Origin of the sequence: Candidatus Merdisoma sp. JLR.KK006 (assembly GCF_036941035.1) — a bacterium.
Taxonomy (GTDB): domain Bacteria; phylum Bacillota; class Clostridia; order Lachnospirales; family Lachnospiraceae; genus Laedolimicola.
Genome location: NZ_JAYMNS010000008.1, coordinates 79,455 through 101,690, shown reverse-complemented (window position 1 = coordinate 101,690; position 22,236 = coordinate 79,455). Strand labels below are relative to the sequence as shown.

The 22,236-nt window shown below is 45.1% G+C and carries 18 protein-coding genes; 10 read left to right on the top strand and 8 right to left on the bottom strand.

What is annotated here, in order from left to right; genetic code table 11:
- Nucleotides 1-30: 30 nt before the first annotated feature.
- The 3 genes from cdd to add are packed head-to-tail and all read left to right on the top strand — an operon-like array spanning nt 31 to nt 3,488.
- Complete coding sequence (cdd, locus tag VSQ61_RS08910) at nt 31-456, top strand: cytidine deaminase (RefSeq protein WP_334344088.1); 426 nt, start codon at nt 31-33, stop codon at nt 454-456.
- A complete protein-coding gene (locus VSQ61_RS08905) occupies nt 453-2,495 on the top strand; it encodes a hypothetical protein (RefSeq protein ID WP_334344087.1) in 2,043 nt (680 codons plus the stop codon). Before cdd ends, VSQ61_RS08905 begins: the two co-directional genes overlap by 4 nt.
- A 9-nt stretch (nt 2,496-2,504) precedes the next feature.
- Nucleotides 2,505-3,488, top strand: a complete 984-nt coding sequence (add, locus tag VSQ61_RS08900; protein WP_334344086.1) for an adenosine deaminase — start codon at nt 2,505-2,507, stop codon at nt 3,486-3,488.
- Between the two features lie 101 nt (nt 3,489-3,589).
- Here add and VSQ61_RS08895 read toward each other — a convergent pair whose 3' ends face one another.
- The 6 genes from VSQ61_RS08895 to VSQ61_RS08870 all read right to left on the bottom strand — a co-directional run bounded on the left by VSQ61_RS08895 (nt 3,590) and on the right by VSQ61_RS08870 (nt 11,218).
- Nucleotides 3,590-5,989, bottom strand: coding sequence for an ABC transporter permease (locus tag VSQ61_RS08895; RefSeq protein WP_334344085.1), 2,400 nt, complete (start codon nt 5,987-5,989; stop codon nt 3,590-3,592).
- A complete protein-coding gene (locus VSQ61_RS08890) occupies nt 5,970-6,665 on the bottom strand; it encodes an ABC transporter ATP-binding protein (protein WP_334344084.1) in 696 nt (231 codons plus the stop codon). Before VSQ61_RS08890 ends, VSQ61_RS08895 begins: the two co-directional genes overlap by 20 nt.
- A gap of 112 nt (nt 6,666-6,777) precedes the next feature.
- Complete coding sequence (locus tag VSQ61_RS08885; RefSeq protein ID WP_334344083.1) at nt 6,778-8,022, bottom strand: sensor histidine kinase; 1,245 nt, start codon at nt 8,020-8,022, stop codon at nt 6,778-6,780.
- Complete coding sequence (locus VSQ61_RS08880; protein ID WP_334344082.1) at nt 8,019-8,717, bottom strand: response regulator transcription factor; 699 nt, start codon at nt 8,715-8,717, stop codon at nt 8,019-8,021. Before VSQ61_RS08880 ends, VSQ61_RS08885 begins: the two co-directional genes overlap by 4 nt.
- Nucleotides 8,718-8,887: 170 nt before the next feature.
- Nucleotides 8,888-9,793, bottom strand: a complete 906-nt coding sequence (locus tag VSQ61_RS08875) for a S1 RNA-binding domain-containing protein (protein ID WP_334344081.1) — start codon at nt 9,791-9,793, stop codon at nt 8,888-8,890.
- Nucleotides 9,794-9,880: 87 nt separating this feature from the next.
- Entirely contained in the window at nt 9,881-11,218 is a 1,338-nt protein-coding gene (locus VSQ61_RS08870) for a B12-binding domain-containing radical SAM protein (protein ID WP_334344080.1), read from the bottom strand.
- 435 nt (nt 11,219-11,653) lie between these two features.
- Here VSQ61_RS08870 and VSQ61_RS08865 point away from each other — a divergent pair, with 435 nt between their 5' ends.
- The 4 genes from VSQ61_RS08865 to VSQ61_RS08850 all read left to right on the top strand — a co-directional run bounded on the left by VSQ61_RS08865 (nt 11,654) and on the right by VSQ61_RS08850 (nt 15,286).
- The gene (locus VSQ61_RS08865) at nt 11,654-12,334 is read left to right on the top strand and encodes a hypothetical protein (RefSeq protein ID WP_334344079.1); all 681 of its coding nucleotides are present in this window, start codon (nt 11,654-11,656) and stop codon (nt 12,332-12,334) included.
- Nucleotides 12,335-12,490: 156 nt separating this feature from the next.
- Nucleotides 12,491-13,258 (top strand): type I 3-dehydroquinate dehydratase, encoded by a 768-nt coding sequence (aroD, locus tag VSQ61_RS08860; protein ID WP_334344078.1) that lies wholly within the window; start codon nt 12,491-12,493, stop codon nt 13,256-13,258.
- A gap of 257 nt (nt 13,259-13,515) precedes the next feature.
- Nucleotides 13,516-14,844, top strand: a complete 1,329-nt coding sequence (locus VSQ61_RS08855; protein WP_334344077.1) for a DUF6070 family protein — start codon at nt 13,516-13,518, stop codon at nt 14,842-14,844.
- Nucleotides 14,845-15,019: 175 nt separating this feature from the next.
- Nucleotides 15,020-15,286, top strand: a complete 267-nt coding sequence (locus tag VSQ61_RS08850; RefSeq protein WP_502877025.1) for a DUF6070 family protein — start codon at nt 15,020-15,022, stop codon at nt 15,284-15,286.
- A gap of 16 nt (nt 15,287-15,302) precedes the next feature.
- Here VSQ61_RS08850 and VSQ61_RS08845 read toward each other — a convergent pair whose 3' ends face one another.
- Nucleotides 15,303-17,144 carry a BlaR1 family beta-lactam sensor/signal transducer gene (locus VSQ61_RS08845; RefSeq protein WP_334344076.1) on the bottom strand — a complete coding sequence of 614 codons (1,842 nt, stop codon included), beginning with the start codon at nt 17,142-17,144 and terminating at the stop codon, nt 15,303-15,305.
- 1 nt (nt 17,145) lies between these two features.
- Nucleotides 17,146-17,532 carry a BlaI/MecI/CopY family transcriptional regulator gene (locus VSQ61_RS08840; RefSeq protein WP_334344075.1) on the bottom strand — a complete coding sequence of 129 codons (387 nt, stop codon included), beginning with the start codon at nt 17,530-17,532 and terminating at the stop codon, nt 17,146-17,148.
- Nucleotides 17,533-17,737: 205 nt separating this feature from the next.
- Between VSQ61_RS08840 and VSQ61_RS08835 the strand changes: the two genes are divergently transcribed.
- From VSQ61_RS08835 to VSQ61_RS08825, 3 genes are all read left to right on the top strand, one after another.
- Complete coding sequence (locus VSQ61_RS08835; RefSeq protein ID WP_334344073.1) at nt 17,738-19,471, top strand: S8 family peptidase; 1,734 nt, start codon at nt 17,738-17,740, stop codon at nt 19,469-19,471.
- 235 nt (nt 19,472-19,706) lie between these two features.
- Nucleotides 19,707-21,284, top strand: coding sequence for an ion channel (locus VSQ61_RS08830; RefSeq protein WP_334344072.1), 1,578 nt, complete (start codon nt 19,707-19,709; stop codon nt 21,282-21,284).
- Between the two features lie 210 nt (nt 21,285-21,494).
- The gene (locus tag VSQ61_RS08825) at nt 21,495-22,202 is read left to right on the top strand and encodes a ParB N-terminal domain-containing protein (protein ID WP_334344071.1); all 708 of its coding nucleotides are present in this window, start codon (nt 21,495-21,497) and stop codon (nt 22,200-22,202) included.
- Nucleotides 22,203-22,236: the final 34 nt, after the last annotated feature.

The following is a 22,236-nucleotide window of genomic DNA, read 5'->3' as shown; positions in this document are numbered from 1 at the left end:
AAAGCGTAAAATATTTGATAGGAGAACAAAATGGATTACAAAGAGTTAATGAAACAGGCAATTGAGATCAGAAACCGTGCATACACACCATACTCCAATTATCAGGTGGGAGCAGCTTTGCTTTCTGAGTCCGGAAAAGTTTTCTGCGGCTGCAATGTGGAGAACGCAGCCTATTCGCCGGGAATATGTGCAGAGCGGACTGCTTTTGTAAAGGCAGTCAGTGAAGGAGAGAGAGAGTTCCGTGCCATTGCTGTGATTGGCGGAGCGGCAGGCGGTCCCTTAGAGCTTGCGCCGCCCTGCGGGATCTGCCGTCAGGTAATGAGAGAGTTTTGCGATCCGGATACCTTTGAGATAGTGTTGGGGACAGGCACGGAGGATTATCAGGTCTATACACTTTCTCAGCTTCTTCCCATGAGCTTTGGACCGGATAATCTGGAAAAGAAGGAAATGGCATGACAAGCAGCTGGAGGCAGAGAATTTCAAGGAAGGAACTGCTGCTGTTTCTTTTTATGGCAGGGATGGGCCTGCTGAAGCAGTTTTTGGTGTATAATCTTCCTATTATGGCGGTTCCCAAGGGAATCCATGATGACTGGATAATGGTGCATCTGGCGGAAACCCTGCGAAATGGGCAGTGGCTCGGAGAATACAATGATCTTACTCTGACCAAAGGGATGTTTTTTCCTTTGTATCTGGCGGTGTGCAATTTTCTTCACCTGTCCTATCTAAATGTCACTGCTTTGTGCTATACGGTGAGCTGTATGCTGTTTGTCTATGGACTGCGTCCGCTGTTAAAGAAGGCGTGGGCTATGGGACTGCTGTATTTGGCGCTGCTGTGGAATCCGATTTCTTATTCTGTGCAGGCGTTTCAGAGGGTGTACCGCAACAGTATTTCTTATATTCAGGTACTGTTGATTTTTGGCGGATTTCTGGCAATGTACCTTCGAAGAAAAGAGCCGCTGAAAAGGCAGATAATTTGGATGCTGGCTGCTGTTTTTGGAACAGTGAGTTTTTTCTATACACGGGAGGATGCCATCTGGGTGGTACCCTTCCTGCTTGTATTTCTGGCGGTTTATCTGGGAAGTATTTTCGGACTTTGGAGGAAGTCCAAAGAGAAGGGTTATATAGGAAAAGGGATTCTGGTGCTGGTGCCTTTTTTGTGCCTGTGGCTGGCAGGACAGTTGATAGCTGCCCAAAATGAGAAATATTATGGAATCCATACTACCAATGAATTACAGGACAGTGGATTTGCCGAAATGTATAAAAGCATGATGGCGGTAAAGCCAAATGAGGACATTCCGGGAGTAACCCTGACCAGGGAAAAAATAGCCCGTATGTGTGATGCCTGTCCCACTTTAAAGGAGCTGGAGCCTTACTTTCAGAGCAGCAGGGAGTATTGGGCCGGGCCGGAAGGGGATGCCGATACTTGGGAGGTTCGGGACGGATGGGTGTTCTGGATTGTGCGGACCGCTCTTGCACAAGCCGGGTATTATGAGAATGGCGCCATGGCCAATGATATCTGCCTTAAGATTCGGGATGAACTGGAATGGGCTATGGATCAGGGGATTCTGGAACGGCAGGCTACGATGCCTTCCACTTATATGTCACCCTGGCGGAAAGGCTATCTGGGAGATTTATTTGGCGCACTGGGAAAGGCGGTTGCTTATACAGCAACTTATGATGAGATGGAAACGCTGGTATATCTTTACAGTGAACCGGATGAAAATGGAGGGAACCTGCTTTTTGAACGGATAACCGGAGATAAGACTGTCTGGCATGAGTCAAATATGATTGAGATGGCAGGCTGGTATGTGGCTTATGAGGGAATGGAAGGCGTGACCCTTCAGGCAGAGACTTCGGATGGTGCGGTTCTTGGAACTGTGGAGTTTTCGGACAGCGGGGATATTGCTTCCTATTTGAAAGGTCAGGGGCGGAACGTGTCAGGGGCGGAAAAATGCCGTTTTCATCTGAAGCTTTATGTGGAGGATAAGACCCAGCCTGTATATTTGAATGCCTATCGGGATGGAAAGCGATTGGATACTTATGAACTTGGGTCAAGCGTAGATGGATTTGAATCGGAAAATTCACGTTTGAATCTGGACTGGTACTGGGATGTGCCGGAACGTCATGGACTATTGGCGGATATCAGCTATAAGGGCGCTGTTTTAAACGGAATCCGGCAGGTTTACCGTTATAGTGGAGGCGTGCTGGCAGCCCTCGGGTTTGTTGGGTGGCTGGTTATAAGCGCCTGGCTTTTGAGAGGGAAAAAGCTTTTAGATGAGTGGTTGGTATTGACTTCCCTGCTGTTCAGCTATCTGGTATTGCTGGGCGGTATCTCTTATTCGGAGATTTCCGGCTGGAATGCAATTCTGTATTGGTATTTGTCGGGAGCTTATCCGGTAATGACTGGATTTGAAATTCTGGCCCTGACATTTTTCGGCCGGGGGATTGTGCAAAGAAAAGCTGCAAAAGACATGAATAATATTGAATTTGAATAGGAGAAGGATATGATTGATCTGCATCTGCATTTTGACGGTTCACTGCTTCCGCGGACAATTTTGGAGCTGGCAAGAGAACAGCAGCTTCCGCTTCCGGCAGAGGATCCGGATGAACTGAAGCTGTTCTTGTCAGCTCCGGAAGATTGTGAAAGTTTGAATGAATATCTGGAAAAGTTTGATTTACCCTTGTCGGTACTTCAGACAAAAGAAGCCATTCGTAAGGCAATGTATACGCTGCTTAGTTCACTGAAGGAGCAGGGAATGCTGTATGCGGAGGTGCGCTTTGCGCCCCAGTCTCATCTTCGGAAGGGATTAACCCAGGAGGATGCGGTGAAGGCGGCGATTTTGGGGATGCAGGAGGCTACCGCAGGCTCTTTCTTTATGGCAAAGCTGATTCTCTGTTGCATGCGTGGAGGGGATAATCAGGAAGCAAATAGGAAAACCATTGAGACAGCGGCAGCATTTTTGGGACGGGGCGTGGCTGCGGTGGATCTGGCCGGAGCGGAGGCTCTCTTTCCTACGGCTGATTATGAGGAGCTGTTTGCGTATGCAAAAGATCTGGGGCTTCCCTTTACCATTCATGCAGGGGAAGCTGACGGACCGGAGAGCATAGAGGCGGGATTAAGATTCGGAGCCGCCCGCATCGGTCATGGAGTTCGGGCAAATGAGGATGAAAAGGTGCTGGGGCTTTTGAGGGAAAGTCAGATTCCACTGGAAATGTGCCCTACCAGTAATGTTCAGACAAAGGCTGTAAGCAGCTTTTTGGAGCATCCGATTCTTAGATATCTGCGTTCCGGTTTGAAGGTAACGGTGAATACGGATAACATGACAGTCTCTGATACTACTATAGAGAGGGAATACCGAAGGCTTAAAACAGAACTGGGGATGACAGAAGAGGAACGGAAAGCTCTTTTGTTCAATGCCGCAGATGCGGCATTCCTGACAGAAGAAGAACGTGGGCGGATGAAGGATGTAATTGGACGGATTGTGTAGATGAATTCAGATTTAAACAGGATACGAATTGAAACACGAATTGTTTCTGTTCGTATCCTGTCTTTTATTTCAAAAAGCTTTATTGAAGAGTTTTAAAAAGCCTACTGGGAATGTATCACATCCGTAATAGACATCCGCCGGATCTGCCTGGCAGGACGTAAGATGGCTGCCACGGAAGCCAACGCCACCACCAGGAGAATCAAAGCCAAAGCCCCATAGGGAATCGTCCAGGGAGTTCCCCAGCGTGCGGTAACCATTTGATCAAACAGGAACCAGTGGAGGGGCAGGCCGAAAGCACACCCAAGCACACAGCCGCAGAAGGCATAGGCAGCAGCTTCCGCACCAAGCATTCTCGTAAACTGTCCGCAGCTCATTCCAATAGCTCTCATTGCCCCATATTGACGCATCCGTGCGGAGGTACTCATGGAAATACTGTTGATAATATGAAAACATGCAATGAGCACGATTACGGTAAGAAAGCCATATAAGAATAGAGCAAAGGCCCAGTAAGCGCCCCGGGAATCCTGGTTGCTGAGACGCTGATCCGAGAACAATACCTCATCACCAACCAACTCCCGAATTCGGTTTACATCCTCGTCCGTGGCGTGACGGGTCATCTGCACATCAAAGATTGTGTACCCGCTTTCGCCAGTCAGCCGCCAAAAGGTGTCTTCTGAGCAGATAAGCCGTTGGGTATCCGATCCTCCGTCAATGGGACAATGGGATAAAAGCCCGACTACGGTCACATCTCCCAGAGAGGTATGAACAACCTGGCCAACCTCTAAGGATTGTCCGGCAGCATCATGTACACCCAGTACATAATTCCCGTCTTCCGTCAGTTTGGACAGATCGCCATCCAAAAGATAATGGTATTCCTCCGCCCAGTTAAGCTGCTGCAGATCATAGGAGAACAGCATTGCGTTTTTCTCCTGCTCCTTTATCCGTGCGGGTACATCATAGGCAAATGCCCTGCCATAAACTCGCTTTACACCGGGACACTCGGCAATCCTGGCAGCAAGCTCCGGCCTTAGAGAGCAGGAGGAATCGGGGCTTACAATGGACAGATCCGGCGTATAAGGCCGCAGCGGCGTGATAGCATGATTCATAAAGGCTGTTGCTGCAAAAAAGCTTAGAAAGAGAATAATGCTTAAGGCAAAGGAGAAGGACATCAGAAGAAAATTCTTTTTCCGATAAAGGGCATGCCAGACTCCCAAAGATGTTTCAATATGACAAATCTGAACACTCCCATGTTTTTGAGAGCTTTCCTCAGATGGATTACGGTGACTGCTTTTGCTCCAAAAACCTGTGATTGGTACTTCCGTATTGCCGGTGACTGCCGTAACCGGAGAAACCCTGGCAGCTTTTTTTGCCGGAGAACGGGCAGCAAGAAGCACGGTAATCAGCCCTACAAGAATACCCGCCAGAATACCGGGCAGGCTGACGCCGAAGACAGGCATGTCGGAAAAATACATGGAGCTTAAGTATCTGAGAGCGCCGCAGAGTCCCCAGATGGTGACAACAGAAAGAAGAACACCTATGGGGATAGCGGTTTTACACCAGTTCAGGGCTTCCATGCGCACAAAACGGCGAATCTGCCTGCTGTCTGCGCCCAGGCAGCGGAGAAGACCGAAAAATTCCGTTCTCTGGGCGATATTGCTGTTCATGCTGCTGGCAACCATAAGAACTCCGGCAGTCAGAACCAGAAGAAACAATACACCTGCGATTAGATACAGTCCGGTTACATAGGAATCCTCACTGAAGCCTAAAAGCCCCAGAAGCGCCGTGTTTTCGCCTATTTGTTCCTCAGAAAGCCCAAATTGCGCCTGAATATCCTTTATGGCGCTCCGAATGTTGCAATGCTCAGAAAATTGGATGTAATAGACCATATCCGCATCTTCTGCAGTATTGTTGACCGAGTGATACAGGGATTGGAAGGAGGATAGAGGGAGAAAGCCAATGATAGCGTCAGATTTCATAGCTATTTCGTTATCCATTCCAAAGCCTGAGACCGTATAGGCCAGATAATTTCCGTCAGGGGTTTGAAGGGCAATCGTGTCTCCCAGTTCTGCATCCAGTATTTCTTTGGAAGCTTCCGTCAGAATAATCTGCCGGTCCGTTTCCGGAAATGTCCCTTCGGTTAAATCGTATTCCATTAAAGTGAGCATCGAGGGCTCGATTCCACAGACAGCGGCCCGTTTTCCGCCGATGAAATAGTCGTCCTTCAGGCGATAATTTAATACGTTGTACCAGGAGGAAACAGCCACATCCGGGCGCTGGGCTATGATAACGGCATCTTCCTCTGAGAGATCCTTTATCTGGATGTGCCAGTTGCCGTAGCGGGTGATGGCCTGCAGCTTCTGGCTGCGAATTTCCATGTCTGCCATTCCGAAGATGGCAGTTACCAAAAAGACGGAGAAGATAATGCACAGAAGGGTCATGCGGTTCTGTTTTTTGTGAACCCTTGCATAGGCGGGAATCAGACTAAGATAGCTTTTCATCATGGTTCCCTCCCAAATCTGTTAAATTGCCGTCAGATACCCGAAGAACCCGATCCGCATAAGCAGTAAGTCCTATGTTGTGGGTTATCATTAAAACTGTCTGCCGGTAGTGGTGGGCGGCCTGGGTTAAAAGCTCCATGACCTCCTGGCTGCTCTTGGAATCCAGATTTCCCGTGGGCTCATCCGCCAGAATCAGCATGGGGTTGTGAATCAGTGCCCGGCCGATGGCGGTTCGCTGCTGCTGGCCGCCGGAGAGCTGGCTCGGCAGATGGTTTCGCCGCTGGGTAAGTCCCAGAATGGCCAGAAGTTCGTTCACCCTTTCCATATTTGGCTTTTGGTAATCCAGAAGGAGGGGAAACATGATATTCTGTTCCACCGTCAGTTCGGGAATAAGCTGAAAAGACTGAAAGATAAAGCCAATGTTTCTGCGGCGGAATATGGTTCGTTCCTGCTCTTTCATGGAAAATAATTCCTGACCGCTTAAGAAGACCTGCCCAGAGGTGGGATCGTCAAGTCCTCCAATCAGGTTTAAAAGGGTTGTTTTGCCGCTGCCAGATTCACCTACAATAGCAGCGAATTCGCTTTTTTGCATGGAGAAGGAAGCGTCCTTCAGAGCCTTGACACTGCTTTCGCCGGAGCCGTAGGTTTTGCATAAATGCCGTACATTTAAAATTTCCAATTGTTTGTATCCTCCTAATTTAAGTTGCTGCTGTCTTAATATCCATCAAAATAACATAGGAAGCTTACAATCAGATGAATTTCACCTTACAGTTTTGTAAGCCGGACGAAATTTATGCAGAGGTATACTTGGATGAACGAGGAAAGCTGACAGTGAAAATGGTTCCGGTACCCGGATTGCTTTGCACGGAGATGCTTCCGCCCTGCCCCTCCACAATTGCCTTGGCTAGGGGAAGTCCAAGTCCTGCGCCGGAGGTTTGGCTGGAGGTCTTGCTTCGGTAGAAGCGTTTGAAAATATGGTGCAGATCCTCAGGGGAGATTCCGAACCCATTGTCTGCAATTTGAATCCGGGTTTCCAAGGGAGTCTGCTCCTTGTGGATTTCAATTTTTCCGCCTGAAGAAGTGTGATCCAATGCATTTTTAAGGATATTTCCGATGGCTTCTATTGTCCATACGGGATCGCAGTAGATTTCTCCTTCCCAGGCTTCCAAAAAGAAGATTTCCTTTTCTTCCTGATTGGCCCGAAAGGTAAGGGGCTCCAAAGCAGCATCAAGAAGCTCCGAAACAGGGCAGAGAGTCTTTTGAAAGGTGATGCTGCCAATATCCAGCCGGGCAATTTTCAAAAGAGATAGAATGAGAGACTTCATCCGCTCTATGGATGCATCGGATTTTCTGGCAAAGGTTTGAATGATTTTTGGACAATCCGGCTCCTGGAGAATAATTTCGTTGTACATAGAGAGAGCGGCTAAGGGTGTTTTAAGCTGATGGGAAATATCGGAAATGGTGTTTTTCAGGAATTCCTTTGCCTCATGCTCCGCCTCCTGTCCGGCTTTCAGGGCTCCGGTCATATGGTTGATTTCTCCAAACAGACGGTAGATGCTTCCCTCTCGGGATTCGGGAAGCGGAGTATCAAAAGAGCCGGCCGTATAAGCTGCTACAATCTCAATGGCTTTCTGGTATAGACGCTCCTGATTTAATAGAAATCGAATAATTATAAGGACCAGCAGGAAAAAAGAGAGCAGGAGCGTTAAAAGCGAGAAAAGAAAGGTATTTTGCCCGTAGGCAGACAAAGGCGAAAGCAGGGAGAGGTTTGTGCGCTCATGGATTCCCAACTGATTCAGAAGGTTAATGCCCTCGGGCCCTGATTTGGTAGCGTTTAGTGCTTTGGCAATAAGCTCATCCGGAACCTCCTGTTCCAATAAAGAAGTGGCAATGGCTCTCTCGTGATTGAGTAAAAGCTGCCATGCGGCATGATTTTGATAGGAGGTAACGGCCAAAGTCAGAAAAAATGCCAGCAGAAAGATAAGGAAAAAGGATAGTATGAATTTTTTTGTATTGGTTTCTCGAACAATACTCATGACTTCACCTCATTCCACTGATATCCAAAACCACGTACCGTACTTAGATGTACAGGGTGGGAGGGATCTGTCTCTACCTTTTCCCGTAAGCGGCGGATATATACGGAAAGTGTATTGTCATCCACAAAGCTTCCGCCGCTGTCCCAAAGCTCATCCAGAATCCGGCTGCGTGGGACAACCTGATTGGCATTGCGAACCAGGAGACTTAGCAAACGGTATTCCGCAGCAGTCAAATCTAAAACTTCATTTTTTAAGGAAGCCCGGCTTTGGATAAAGTCAATAGACAGATCGCCGCAGCGAAGAAGGGAAGTCTCATCCTGAGGAGAAAGGCTGGCACGGCGAAGGAGAGCACGGATACGGGAGAGCAGCTCTCCCAGCTTAAAGGGCTTGGTGATATAGTCATCTCCGCCGCTGTCCAGACCACGGATGATGTTCACTTCTTCGTCAGAGGCAGTCAGAAAGATAATGGGAATCCTGCTGTCCTTTTGACGCACCCTGGTACAGATGTCAAAACCGGTACCGTCCGGGAGTGTTACATCCAAAAGAAGGAGGGCATAGGCTGTATCACTGCTCAAAAACTCCCTAGCCTGCGCTGTGGTGGTTGCGATATCCGGAGAAAAACCATTTTTCTCCAGGGCATATTGAAGGCCGTCTATGAGGCTGGTGTCATCCTCTAAGAGCAAAATGCGATTCATACTTAGATTCCTTTCTGCTGATATAATCTATGTGAGGAACTTTTACTTTTCATATTAAACTCATTCTGCTAAAAAGAGATTTTATTATACGCTTTTTAGCAGGTGAAATGAAGAAAAGGACTGCCCAAGATCCTGTGGATTAAAATGGGCAGTCCTTTAAACCTTAAAAATTACAGCTTAATATTCTTAAACAAATCGCCAAGACTGGTTGTCAGCTCTTCTGTCTTGGGCAGAACCACTTTCTCTTCACGAATCTCTTCCGCAGCCACATCATTCAGAGCTTTCATGCTGAGAGAAAGCTTACCCTCCTTGATGGCGATTACCTTCACCTTGACCGTATCGCCTACTTTCAGAACAGCATCCGGTGTCTTAATGCGCTTTTCGGAAATCTGAGACACATGTACCAGGCCGGAAAGTCCATCCCCTAAGTCGATAAAAGCGCCGTAAGGCTGAATGCTCTCAACCTTGCCTTCCGTAACCAGGCCCACTTCAACATTGGAGATTTTTGCCCTGCGTGCCTCTGCAGCCTTTTCACGAAGAATCTCTCTGGCAGACAATACCAGCTTTTTCTTCTCCGGATCTACGGTGATTACACGAACCTGAAGCTCTTTGTTCAAAAACTCTTCCAGATTCTCCACATAGCTTAAGGAAAGCTTGGAAGCAGGGATAAAGCCCCGAAGCCCCTCTACATAAGCGATAACGCCAGCATTTACCACGCCGCCTACCTTTACGTCAAGAACGGTCTCATTTTCCAGATATTCCGCAACCTTTTTCCAGGCCATCTCATCTGCGGCAGCTTTCCGGGACAGAAGAATGTGTCCCTGTCCGTCGTCCGAACGCAAAACGGTTGCAGTAACCTCTTCTCCAATCTTGACATCCTCTTTGATGGAGAAAGACGGATCTTCGGAATAATCTTCCAGACGGATAATCCCCTCGGTGTAATACTTAAGGTCCAGAGTAATCTCGGTCTCAGACACACCAATGACAGTTCCTGTCAGAACATCTCCTTCCTGCACCTTGCGGAAAGAGGCTTCCAGCTCGGTAGCATAATCATCCATGGTCATTTTTTCTTCCATATGTGTTTACCTCTCTTTACTTAAAATATGTTATCACACGTGCCCGGTATCCAATGCCAGAAGCTTGTTATGCCGTCCGTGGAGGATTCAGTTTTTGCGAAGCCCCTCCTGAAACAGGAGCTTCCGGAAAATATGCTTGTAATCATTCAGGTGCAGGAACTTATAGATTCCTTTTTTCTGTGCCAGACGAAATAAGTCCATGACCAAAAGAAAATATTCCAGATAAAATCTAAAAATGCTCAGGTGAACAGGGGGCACTACCAAATGCATAAAGTCCCACTTTTCTGGGTCACGGGTAATCAGGCGCTTTTCATACTGCCTATAAAGAGCCGTACCGGGAATAGGGGTAAAAATAGAAATCCCGATATAGGAAATCCCAAGGCTGTGAATAAAACGGCGCAGGTTCTTAAAATCCTTCCGCCGAAAACGGATATCTACAATAAATAACCCCACCGGCTGTATGGACAGCTCCTGAAGCAGGCGGACGCAGGAGCAGTTGATATCAAGGGAGGTCCCCTTTGCATAGCTGTCAAGCTGCCGGTTGCTGACTGCTTCCAGTCCAATCATTACATATCGGAGTCCGATATGGGAAAGGGCTTTCATAAGCTCCGGATTCTCTGTGATGAAGTCAGCCCTTCCATAGCAAATGAAAGTTTTATGAATATTGTGACTGCGGACCAGGGAAATAAAATCCCAAAGCCGTTCCGTATCATAGAGAAAATCATCATCTACAATCTGAATATTTGGGCTTGCGATGCTTTGGAGCTCTTCTATCACCAGAGAAAGGTCTCTTTGATAATATCTGCCATTGTTCAGCGTTCTTCCGTAGCAGAAAGAGCAGTGATGGGGACAGGAGGAACTTGTCTTCAAAAGGGCCACAGGATGAACATCCAGATAGCGGTAAGAGGACAGATAACGTTCCATATGGCTCCTGTCAGGAATGGGAAGACGGTTGATATCAAAGTCCTCTATAGGATTTTTCTGCCATCCCTCACAGGTATGATAACAGAGACCGTCAATATTTTCAAAGGGTTTTTGCTCCAGTATGTCCAAAATCGCAAAGATATTATCCGAGCGGCAGATAAAATCAATGTCAGGTTCAAAAAAACGCTCCGCATTCTTCTGTGCGTGGGAGCCACCCACCAGAGTGAGAATATCGGGATCAAATGCCTTTGTCCTACTGGCATAGTCCTTGATTCGGTTTTCCTGTGTAATATATCCGGTGATTGCCACTGCTTCCGGGTGGTATTCATAAAGGAGATCTTCAAAGGAATGGGGATCTAGAGCAGCCTCATAAAGATAGCAGGGAATATGGGCAGCCTTCAGCATGGCCGAGATGTATTCCAGCTCCAGCGGCTCTGTGCGCAAAGCCATATCCAGAGAAAATCCATTGTCGATTGATTCCGGTTTTACTAATAAAATCATAATTTTTTGCCGTAGTTGTAAAAAATAGTACGTTAATATCTTTATTATATGGTAAAATGAAGCAGAAAGCAATGGTCAATCCATAAGATGGTTTGTTACGGAACTAAAACAGTAACGTACTGTCCATGCACAGATCAATTTACAGACGCATGTTTTGGCGGCTGGGAATTGATCTATTATGGGTGCATGAACAGTATGTTACGGAACTAAAACAGTAACATACTGTCCATGCACAGAATAATTTGCAGACGCATATTTTGGCGGCTGGAAATTATTCTATTATGGGTGCATGGGCAGTATGTTACGGAACTAAAACAGTAACATACTGTCCATGCACAGAATAATTTGCAGACGCATATTTTGGCGGCTGGAAATTATTCTATTATGGGTGTATGGGCAGTATGTTACGGAACTAAAAATAGAAGGGAAAATCAAATGAAATATTTATATATTCTGCTTCTGTATCTTCCCTCCGGCTTTGGGAGGCTGACTCAGAGGGTGACACATTATAAATATACCCATGTTGCATTGTCTTTGGATGATCGGTATGAGCATTTTTATGCATTTTCCAGATTAAGGGCAAAGACGCCGCCCATCTCCGGGTATATTGAGGAAAAGCGCATTTATTATACCCTTGGTGAAAATATCCCTATTTATACAAAGATTTTTAAGGTTCCTGTTTCGGAACAGGGGTATGCACGGGCTAAGAGATGGCTGGCTAAGGTTCGCCGTGACCCGGAGATTATGTACAATCTGATTCAGATGCTTCTGCTTCCGTGGCTTGGGGGACGGCCGGTTTACAAGGCTTACAATTGCGGAGAGTTTATTGCCAAGGTCTTGGAACAGGCAGGGATTCCCCTTGATATGCCCTATTATAAGTATATGCCGAGGGATTTCAACCGGCTCCTTAAGAGGTATGCCATCTATGAAGGAACCCTGGGGAATCAGAGCAGGGATGGCATGGAGGACGACTTCTTTCAGGAAACGGGGCGGTGGGAGTATTTTTGTAAAACGGCGTATATTGTTCGGGAGCTTTTGTACCGGCAGCTGACGGGACATGCTTCAAAGCACTTTGCACCGGAGAAGGTGCGGTTTGTGTGGGAGCCTGGAAATTGATTTATATTAAGATTAGGATGGATGGTAAAGTCGCAAAGGCGCACGAGAGGAACTTTCATGAGTGCCCTTTCGAATGAAAGTTTCTCTCATTACCGGTGCGCCGAAGCGACTTGACCCTTTAGTGCCATCACGCAGTGATTTTGATAGGAGGACAAAATGGAAATGAATAAAGTTCAGGTTAGAAATATCGTGATCGGAGAAGGGATGCCTAAGATATGTGCTCCTATTGTGGGGCGGACCAGAGAGGAGATACTTCTTCAGACCAGGGAGCTGAAAGCAGCAGAGCCGGATCTGGCGGAGTGGAGAGCGGATTGGTTTGAAAAGGCATTGGAAAAGGAACAGCTTCGGGAAATGCTGGAGCTTTTGCGTGGGGAACTTGGAGAGCTGCCTCTTCTCGTTACTTTCCGGACCGGACAGGAGGGCGGTGAGCAGGAGATTTCTTTGGAGGATTATGAGAAATTTCTTTCGGAGGTTCTTGCGTCAGGCCAGGCGGATGTGATCGATGTGGAGCTGTTTATGGGAGAGGAGCTTCTTTCTGCGATTGCGAAAAAGGCTCATAGAGAAGGAGTAAAAGTAATAGCGTCTAGCCATGATTTTGAAAAGACACCCAATACGGGGGAGATCGTGGAGCGGCTCTGCAGGATGCAGAAGGCAGGGGCGGATCTTTTAAAGCTTGCCGCTATGCCCCGTGATCCGGGGGATGTGCTGACCCTCTTAGCGGCTACCTGGCAGATGAAAGAGTGCTATGCCAGACAGCCGGTGATTACCATGTCCATGGGAGGAACGGGCGTGATCAGCAGGCTTGCAGGAGAGAGCTTTGGATCAGCCCTGACATTTGGAGCGGCCGGTAGGGCATCAGCCCCGGGACAGGTGGGGGCAAAAGAACTCCGAGAAGTGCTGGAGCTGTTGCATGAGAAGCTTTGATATATTGCGGGGAGCGTAAAAGTCTATCCTTTTGGTCGTTTTTAAAATCTGGTCCGATATAAGAGATTTAATATTTTTCTTGACTTAAAAATCTTACAGGCGTAGTATTTTGGTTGAAAGAAAATTGTATTTTTTTACACAATAATCTTACAAAAGTAATATTTACTGACTTTCAGTTATGGTGGTGCGTCAATGGAGCGCATGAGGGACTATGAAAATTTATTTATCTTTCTAATCATTCAGCAGGAGGACAGAGCATGGAGAAGAGAAAATACAGACACAAGAGAAAGAAAAACAGAAAGCTTTTACAAAGCAGTGTATCCATCATAAAAGCAAGACTGCGGTTATTAGCAATGACTGGCGTAATTGCACTTGTAATGACTGGCTGCCGTGATGAACCATTGGAAGAGCCGGATTTTGAAACAGCGGCGGAGAATAGGGAAGAGCCTCTCTTGGCTGAAAGTAATTGTGACAATGGAGACAGCATAGCAGTGATTTATCGTGATATTTATGAAGAGGCGGCTAAGACAGGCACATTAGACAGTCCGGAAACGATGCAGCGTATTGTTTCAAGGCTTGGTGAGAATGGCTATGTGGCTGTTGACAGTGAAAATCAGGTTGACATGGCAGGAGCAGAACAGGTACTGGAATTTTGCAAAGAGGTAGAGGAAAAGAAAAATGCAGAGCTGACCATTATCCTGCTCACGGACCAGGGCTTCCGGAAATTTGATTTGAAAACAGAGAATGGCTGCGTAAACATTGTCAGGGGATGTTACGAATATGACAAAAACGGACAGCTTCAAAATGTGAGTACGGTAAGCTACCCGGCTGATGTATGGCAATATACGGAGGAAGGGTATCTTATCTTTGAGGGAAGCTATTATTCAGATGAGAATTATGTACTGACATTGAGCGATGCAACGGAACATACTGCGCTGCGGATATTGCCGCTGGATGAAAGGTGCAGGGAATTAAATCGGAAATATATTTTACCAATTGGTTATGAACAAAATAATATGTTTCTTACGGATTGGAGCGAAGGAGATTTTGGGAATTTGGATTTTTATGATGTATTTGACTGCTTCTATCCCATTTTGTATCAGAATCCGGTTCCCTATGTCTTAGATGAAAATCCAGAGATTGGAGCAGTTTATCAAATACCGGAGGACATATTTGAAAATGTTATTATGACACACTTTCATATAGATAGAGAAGCGCTTCGCTTAAAGACAACATATCTTTCAAAGGATGCTATGTATGAATACAGGCCCAGGGGATTTTACGAGGTTGAATATCCGGATATTCCCTACCCGGAAGTCGTAAGTTACACGGAAAATCAGGACGGAACCATTACGCTTATTATCAACGCAGTATATCCGGATGAAAATACATCGAAATCCTATTCCCATAAAACAGTAATACGTCCATTGGGTGAGGAGGATTTTCAATATGTATCGAATGAAATACTTCCATCGTTTCCTTCTGGCGGCACAAAGGAATCTGCAAAAGATGAGTTTGATATTTGGTGGCATTCGGACCGTTTGACAGAGGAAGAGTGGCAGGAGACGTATGGGGGAAATGAATAGTGGGAAAATTTATTTTATTGGCAGGTATACTGAGTATTGTCTTATTTTGCTCCTGCAATAGCAGTGGGAAAGGTATGAAAGGGATATATAGCAGTGAAGCAGAAAAGAATAAACTGAAAGAAAATGCAGAAAGCACAGGCGAAGAGCCGGACACAGGCGTACAGCCGGAAATAGGATGAAGTATCAAGAAAAGTTCCAACCGGAGGTTACGCATATCAAAGAAAACGATGACGGAACAATTACTTTGACCGTAGATGCGGTATGCCGGATGGTTTTGTGTGATGATGCAGTTATAACTCATGAACTTACAGTTAGATTTTCTGAGAATGGCAGTTTTCAATATTTGGGAAATGAGATTTTAAATGACGGGATAAAAGGGCTTCCGGATTATCAATATCGTATCAATGAGATGAATAATGAATATTGCTATAACAAGGAATGACCATTTACCGGATTATTTATTTCCAAATATTGAGCTCTGATAAGACAGACTTGGTTATCCTGGCGGCGGTGCTTCCGTCAGCGTTTGTATCATTTTGAATATTAGCGGCAAAAAAGCAGGTGTTGTCATGTGTTTCAACGAACCCAACAAACCAGCCGTTCACATCCTGATCATCTATGCGTCCGGTTCCGGTCTTTCCGTAAAAAGCCATGTCCTCAGATGAAAAAAGGCAAATGGAATCCTTTACTGCGTTTATATTTTCCGGATCAAAGCCAAAGCGGTTGTTATACAGGTCTGTTAAAAGTTCAACCTGCTCCACCGGTGAGATTTTTAAGGAAGACTGCATCCAGAACGAAGAAACGCCTGGGTGGATGCTTTCATTTCCATATCCGATTTTCTGAATATAGTTTCTGACAGCAGATATGCCAAGCCGTTCCTCTATTTCCTGAAAATACCAGTTTACAGAAGAGGGCATTGCAGAATACAAGTCCTGCTCTCCATTCCATGCTTCAAATGGGTAATTCACACCGTTCCATGCAATGAAAGAATCATTGGGCGCAATCACGCCTTCTTCCAATCCAAACAGAGCATCGTATATCTTGTATGTAGATTCCGGAGAGGTTCTAAGCGTGGCATGCTCCATATCATAGATATGCCAGATATCGTCCCTCAAGTTATATAGAACAAAGCTCCCTTCATATTCGGAAAAATATGCGGACAGATCCATCAAAGAAATCCGTTCAGGAGATACGTTCCACTTATAATGGCTTTGGTCTGCCCCATAGGTGGACAGAATTGGGGCAAGTCCCCAAAAAATAATTGCAATGACACAAAAAGCAGCCATTCCTTTTAATTTTTTCCGGAAAGAAGGTTTCTGATAAGAAGAAATATGGAGAATCCTTTTTTGCATTTGCTTCATGCTTCCGCTGATCCCGGCGGTAAAAGGGAATGGTGTGAGTGAAGTTTTTTCCGCAAAATTGATCAGGGTATTTCCGTAATCCTCATAGTCGTTTTTATTCAAAAGCTTCAGGACAGAAGCATCACAGGCTATTTCCCTGTCGTTTTTCATTTCTTTTAATGCATACCATACCAAAGGATTGAACCAATATAACACGCTGATAAGATTCATAAGAGAACCGGCAAGGGCATCCTTGTGCCTGTAATGCTGTAATTCATGCAATAACATGTACCGTATCTGTGAAGCATGAAAGCAGCCGTCGGGCATCTCTTTATGTCCTTCGACATTATCATAGAAATTTGATATCAAATGGATCGGCAGATAAATGCATGGTCTGAATAATCCTGCAAGAATGGGAGACTTTAAAAATGCAGTACTGTAAATGGGAATATTCTTTTTGATTTTCAGTTCTTTTAAACAACTGCCATACAGGATACGAATCGTTTTATTTTGTAAAGGAAGAGCAGACTTTCTCAAAAGGCTTAATTGTTTGTTGGATTTTATCAAAAACAGGAGCATTGCAAAAACACCGGTAAGCCATATCACGCATAGTATAAGGCCCAATATAGAAGATATCCCGCTGCTGACAGACAGTGTAAAATCGTCTATTTGCTTTGCTACTCCGGAAATATTCATATTTCCGGCAGCTTTTAGGGCAGTCTCTGCCTTTGCCGGCCCGGTGCCCGGCCATTTGCCAAGCCTTAAGAAGAATTGCAAAAGCCCAATGGGGCGGACGGGCAGAAAGGGAACGGCCAGCAATCCGGCCAGCAGAAACCACAGATTAAACTGCATCCGGCCGGTCAGGTGATTTTTCAATACACGTTTTACCATAAGAAAGATGCCTGTGATGACGCAAATGAAAATATTACATAGAAAAAAACGTATGCCAAAAGCTGCCATATTAATCCCTCATGCCTTTTTCGCCCTTCAGGAGAAGCGAGCGTAAAGAGGCTATTTCCGATTCGGAGAGTTTATCATCTTCAATATAGGCAGAAAGCATAGCGGCAATGTTCCCATTATAATAACGCTTAAGAAAGGAATGGCTTTTTTGCCCGATATATTCTTTTTCTTCAATCAAGGGGGTGTAAACAAATACCCTGCTCTGCTTTTCATAAGAAAGCGCCCCCTTTGTTACAAGCCGTTTGATCAAAGTCTGGATCGTTTTGGGGCTCCACTTGGTGGTTTGGGTCAATCTGTCCGTCACCTCATTGGTACTGATGGGTGCGTACTTCCATATAACTTTCATTACTTCAAATTCTGCTTCTGAAATTTGCGGTAGTGATTTCATTTTGGGCTCTCCTTAAATCCTACATTTGTAATATAGATTATAGTGTGGAGAGTTTGAAATGTCAATGAAAGTTTTGGAGTGATTTGGACGCTTTTTGTGCAGAACTGTATGTCCTTTTGTACATGGAGGGGAAAATATAGAGAAAACATATAAGGGAGTTGAAGCTGCATAGATTGTAATAAGAATTGTTATAGCGGTGAATTTTATGGAAAATTCCAAATTGGAAAATATGCTGAATTTAGCTTTGGATGCTACGGAGCAGGAGAGGGAAAAATCCCTGAATCTGGATGTGGGTTATGATCAGCAGGAGCAGACCTGGGAGCTGATTGTCAAGTATAACGGAAATTTAAGCAGTCTGGAGATGGAGGGGATTCAGGTAGTAGAACTGATGAATGAGTATGCCATCCTGACTGTTCCGGAATCCCGGATTTCCCGTCTGGCTGAGTACTCGGAAATTGAATATATTGAGAAACCAAAGAGGCTGTTCTTCGCTGTGAATCAGGGGAGGGCAGCCTCCTGCATTACCGGGGTGCAGAATGCGGCGTATGATTTATTTGGTGACGGTGTAATCATTGCATGCCTGGATTCCGGGGTAGATTACACCCATCCGGATTTTCGCAATGAGGATGGAAGCACCAGAATTCTGGCTCTGTGGGACCAGACCATTTCCGGAAATCCGCCGGAGGGCTACCATATCGGAACAGAGTATACGAAAGAGCAGATTGATGAAGCGCTGAAAGAGTATGACGCAGGCAGGGGAAGGGGGCTTGTGCCCAGTATGGATACCAGCGGTCACGGAACCCGGGTACTTGGAATTGCAGCCGGAAACGGAAGAGCCAGCAACGGCCAATACCGGGGTGTGGCCAGCCGCAGCCCTATTTTGGTTGTGAAGCTTGGGGTTCCCCGAACGGAATCATTTCCCAGGACTACGGAGCTGATGCAGGCATTGGATTATGCACTGCGAAAGGCCATAGAATACCGGCTTCCTGTGGCGGTAAATATCAGCTTCGGCAATACCTACGGCGCCCACAACGGAACTTCCCTTCTGGAGACCTACATTACGGATATGGCAAATATCTGGAAATCGGTGATCTGTATCGGAACCGGAAATGAGGGCTATGCGTCAGGGCATACGGGAGGAGTGCTTAAAGAGGGACAGGACACGGAGATACCTCTGGCTGTGGGAGAATATGAAGCGGCATTGAATGTACAGGTATGGAAATCTTATCTGGATACGGTGGATTTTATGCTGACCAGTCCCGGAGGGAGAAGCGTCGGACCGATTCAGAACGTTCTGGGACCTCAGAGATTTACCATGGAAAATACGGAGATTCTTTTATATTATGGAGAACCATCTCCTTACAGCCCTTATCAGGAGATTTATGTGGAGTTTTTGCCAAGAAGAGATTATATTGATTCCGGTATCTGGACCTTTAAGCTCATTCCCAGGCAGGTAAAGGACGGAGTATACCATTTATGGCTGCCAAGCAGCGGAGCTATAAATGCAAATACCCGCTTTTTGTATCCCACTCCTTACACAACCATGACCATTCCTTCCACCGCAGGAAAAATCATTGCGGTAGGGGCCTATGACAGCAGAAGCCGGACTTATGCGGACTTCTCCGGACGGGGCGCCCCCGGAAATGAGCGTATTCCAAGACCTGATCTGGCAGCTCCCGGGGTAAATATCATGACAACGGCTCCTGGCGGCGGCTATGCACAGGCTACGGGAACCTCCTTTGCCACGCCTTTTGTGACAGGGGCGGCGGCTCTTTTGATGGAATGGGGGATTACGGACGGGAATGATCCGTTTTTGTATGGGGAGAAGGTGAAAGTGTACCTTCTGAAGGGAGCGCAGACCTTGCCGGCTTTTCAGGAGTATCCTAATGCGCAGATTGGGTGGGGGACGCTGTGTGTGAGGGAGAGCCTGCCGGGATAGAGTAGATTTGGGGATAATAGGCACTTTATTTTATCATATATGGCATCAAATAAAGTGTTTATATACGTATTGTTTGAATCTTGTTCTGGCAATTGATAAAGCTAAAAGATGCATTAGAACGGACAAATGGAGGAAGTCAGTCATCATATATTGATTAAAATGGTGAAAAAGGATATTATTTAAAGCATAAGTATAGGAATAGGAAGTCCGGAATGGAAAAGAAAGGATTATACATATGAAAGCGAGAAAGAAGATCTATCTGTGCTTAGTTGCGATCATAGCATTGATTTATATCAGTCTGCTGATCATTCTTTACTGTTCGGAATCCGTTGACAGCGATGCAATGATCAGGACCTTTGGAGATGCTTTCTGGTATTCATTGGTGACATTAACTACGGTAGGATATGGTGATCTGGTGCCAGTGACACCACTGGGGCATACTATAGGAATGATATTCCTGCTTTTGTCCGCAGGTATCATGGTGACAATGCTTGGTGCTGTAGTATCCTTTATTACCAGCGAAGGATTTCCTTTTCTTATGCTTAGCCTGCAGCGGCATAAAAATTGGTACTATTTTGCAGATTGCGGAGTGGAATCAAATACACTTGCTGCTAATATCTATAAAGAAGACTCCAATGCACTGATTATCTATGGAGAGAAAAGAAACAGCCAAAGTGAAATTCCCAATTATCCTTGTATCTATCTAAGTGCTTCACCAGCAAAGATTGTGGCGAAAAAGAAAAATATCGGAACAAAGTGTAAAGTCTTTTTGATGAAAGAGAATGATATCGGCATCAACAGGCGGGCAAGTAATCTGCATGAATTGCCGGTAGAGGTTTATGCAAGGACTACAAACGGGCAGGATAAGCTTTCAGGTAATATTAATTTCTTTCACAGCTATGAGTGCTGTGCTAGACAGTATTGGCGCTCCAAGCCATTATGCAGGCATGAAAATACAATTGTGCTCATCGGATTTGGAAATTATGGAAGCAGTATTCTGGAGCGTGCTATATTAACCAATATTGTTTCTGTAGAGCAACATGTGGCATATCACATTTTCGGAAAAGCAGAAGAATTCCTTGCTATTCATTATCGGTTAGGAGAGATGTTTTCTCTGGATAAAGAATCTGAAACGAGAGATTCTTTAATCTTTCATGAGGAAGCCTGGGAAGAGAATCATTTTATTCTGGAACAGGCTGACCGCATTATTATTTGTGAGGATGATGAACAGATTGGGTGGGGGATTTTTTGGACACTGAATAGATATTATAGAATCTCCGGTCGTATAGATTTGCGCAGCAGTTGGAAGGTTCCGGAGATATCTTGCTTTGGGATAAATGAGGATATCTATACAACACAACAGATCATCCGTACAGAGCTGAATAAAGCAGCTGTTATGATTAATGAGATTTTTCGTAAATCTGTTTCTTATCCGACCCGCTGTTGGGATGAATTGGATGATCTGCACCGACAGTCAAAGATTGTAGCAGCAGATCACCTTCTGATGAAAACCAGGATTCTTTTAGATGACGAAACAATTACAGAGCTTACCGCATCTGTAGTAAAGAAGGCGTATGAAAGGTATTGTAAGACAAAAGATTTGGATACTGCAAAAGAAATGTATCGTAAGTTGGATCATATGCGGGGACTGCGGTTCTATACCTTTTATAATTGGAGCTATGGTCCTGTTCGCGATGATACGGCAAGGCAGCATCCAATGCTGTGTCCATATGAAGAATTGACGCCGGAACAAAAGCAGGAAAGGGATGCGGCATGGGAATTGATGGGGAATATCTCTGTTGAACTTGAGTAAAGGTTTCTTCTGTCTGTAAATCAAATAATTGTGCAGTATTTTTAAATATGGGATTTAAATCAAGGAAATAATTTTTAATGGTTGACATGTGCAATGAAAAATGCTAATATATGTGTAATGAAAAATGCTGAAAATGAGTTGCTCAGATTGGCACAGCTGATTTATTTGTAAAATTGCAGATATAAGGATTTAAGTGTAAGGAGAGATTGCATGAATGAAGGAATGACAATATTTTTAAATATGGATGAAAGGAAAACGGATGAGAATGAAGCGCTTATCAAAAGGATAGATGAGCTGCTGCTGAATTTCGGAATAGAATACACCGGAATCAGAAATCTATATAGACCAATAGAACAAGCAAATAGGGATCAAGCAATATTTTCTGCATGCCGTGCACTAAGAGATACGGCCTGGCTAAAAGATATACTGGCTTATACTCCCATTATGAACCGAACAGACACATGCCCCATGACGCAGATACGATTAGACCATATGTCGGAACCGGCTGCAGCAAAATTAAAGTATTATGAAGAATATTATCAGGAATCCCACACATTGGCCCATGGAATCGTAGTGGATGAGTCGGGGCAGTTAAGAGATGGTTATACTTCTTATATTATTGCTAAAAAGTACGGGATTCGTCCGGATATCTATGAAGCATTTGCAGAACAGCCTCTTAAAAAGGTTGTAAGGGGTCGGCATGTAGTATGGGATAAAGAAACATGGAAAATAAAAAGTGATAGATATTATACTTGGAACTATACCCTAAGAGATCCGGTAGTCTGCGGAGACATATTGAAGGTTCGAACGAAAAAAGGACAGGCATTCATTTGTGTGGATAAGATTGATTATGTAACAGGAAAAGGATTTTGTGAAGAACATAGAAATGTAATAAAGCATATGAAAAAGCATTTATAGTCCACTCATTTATTAATTCAAATTGAAATAAATG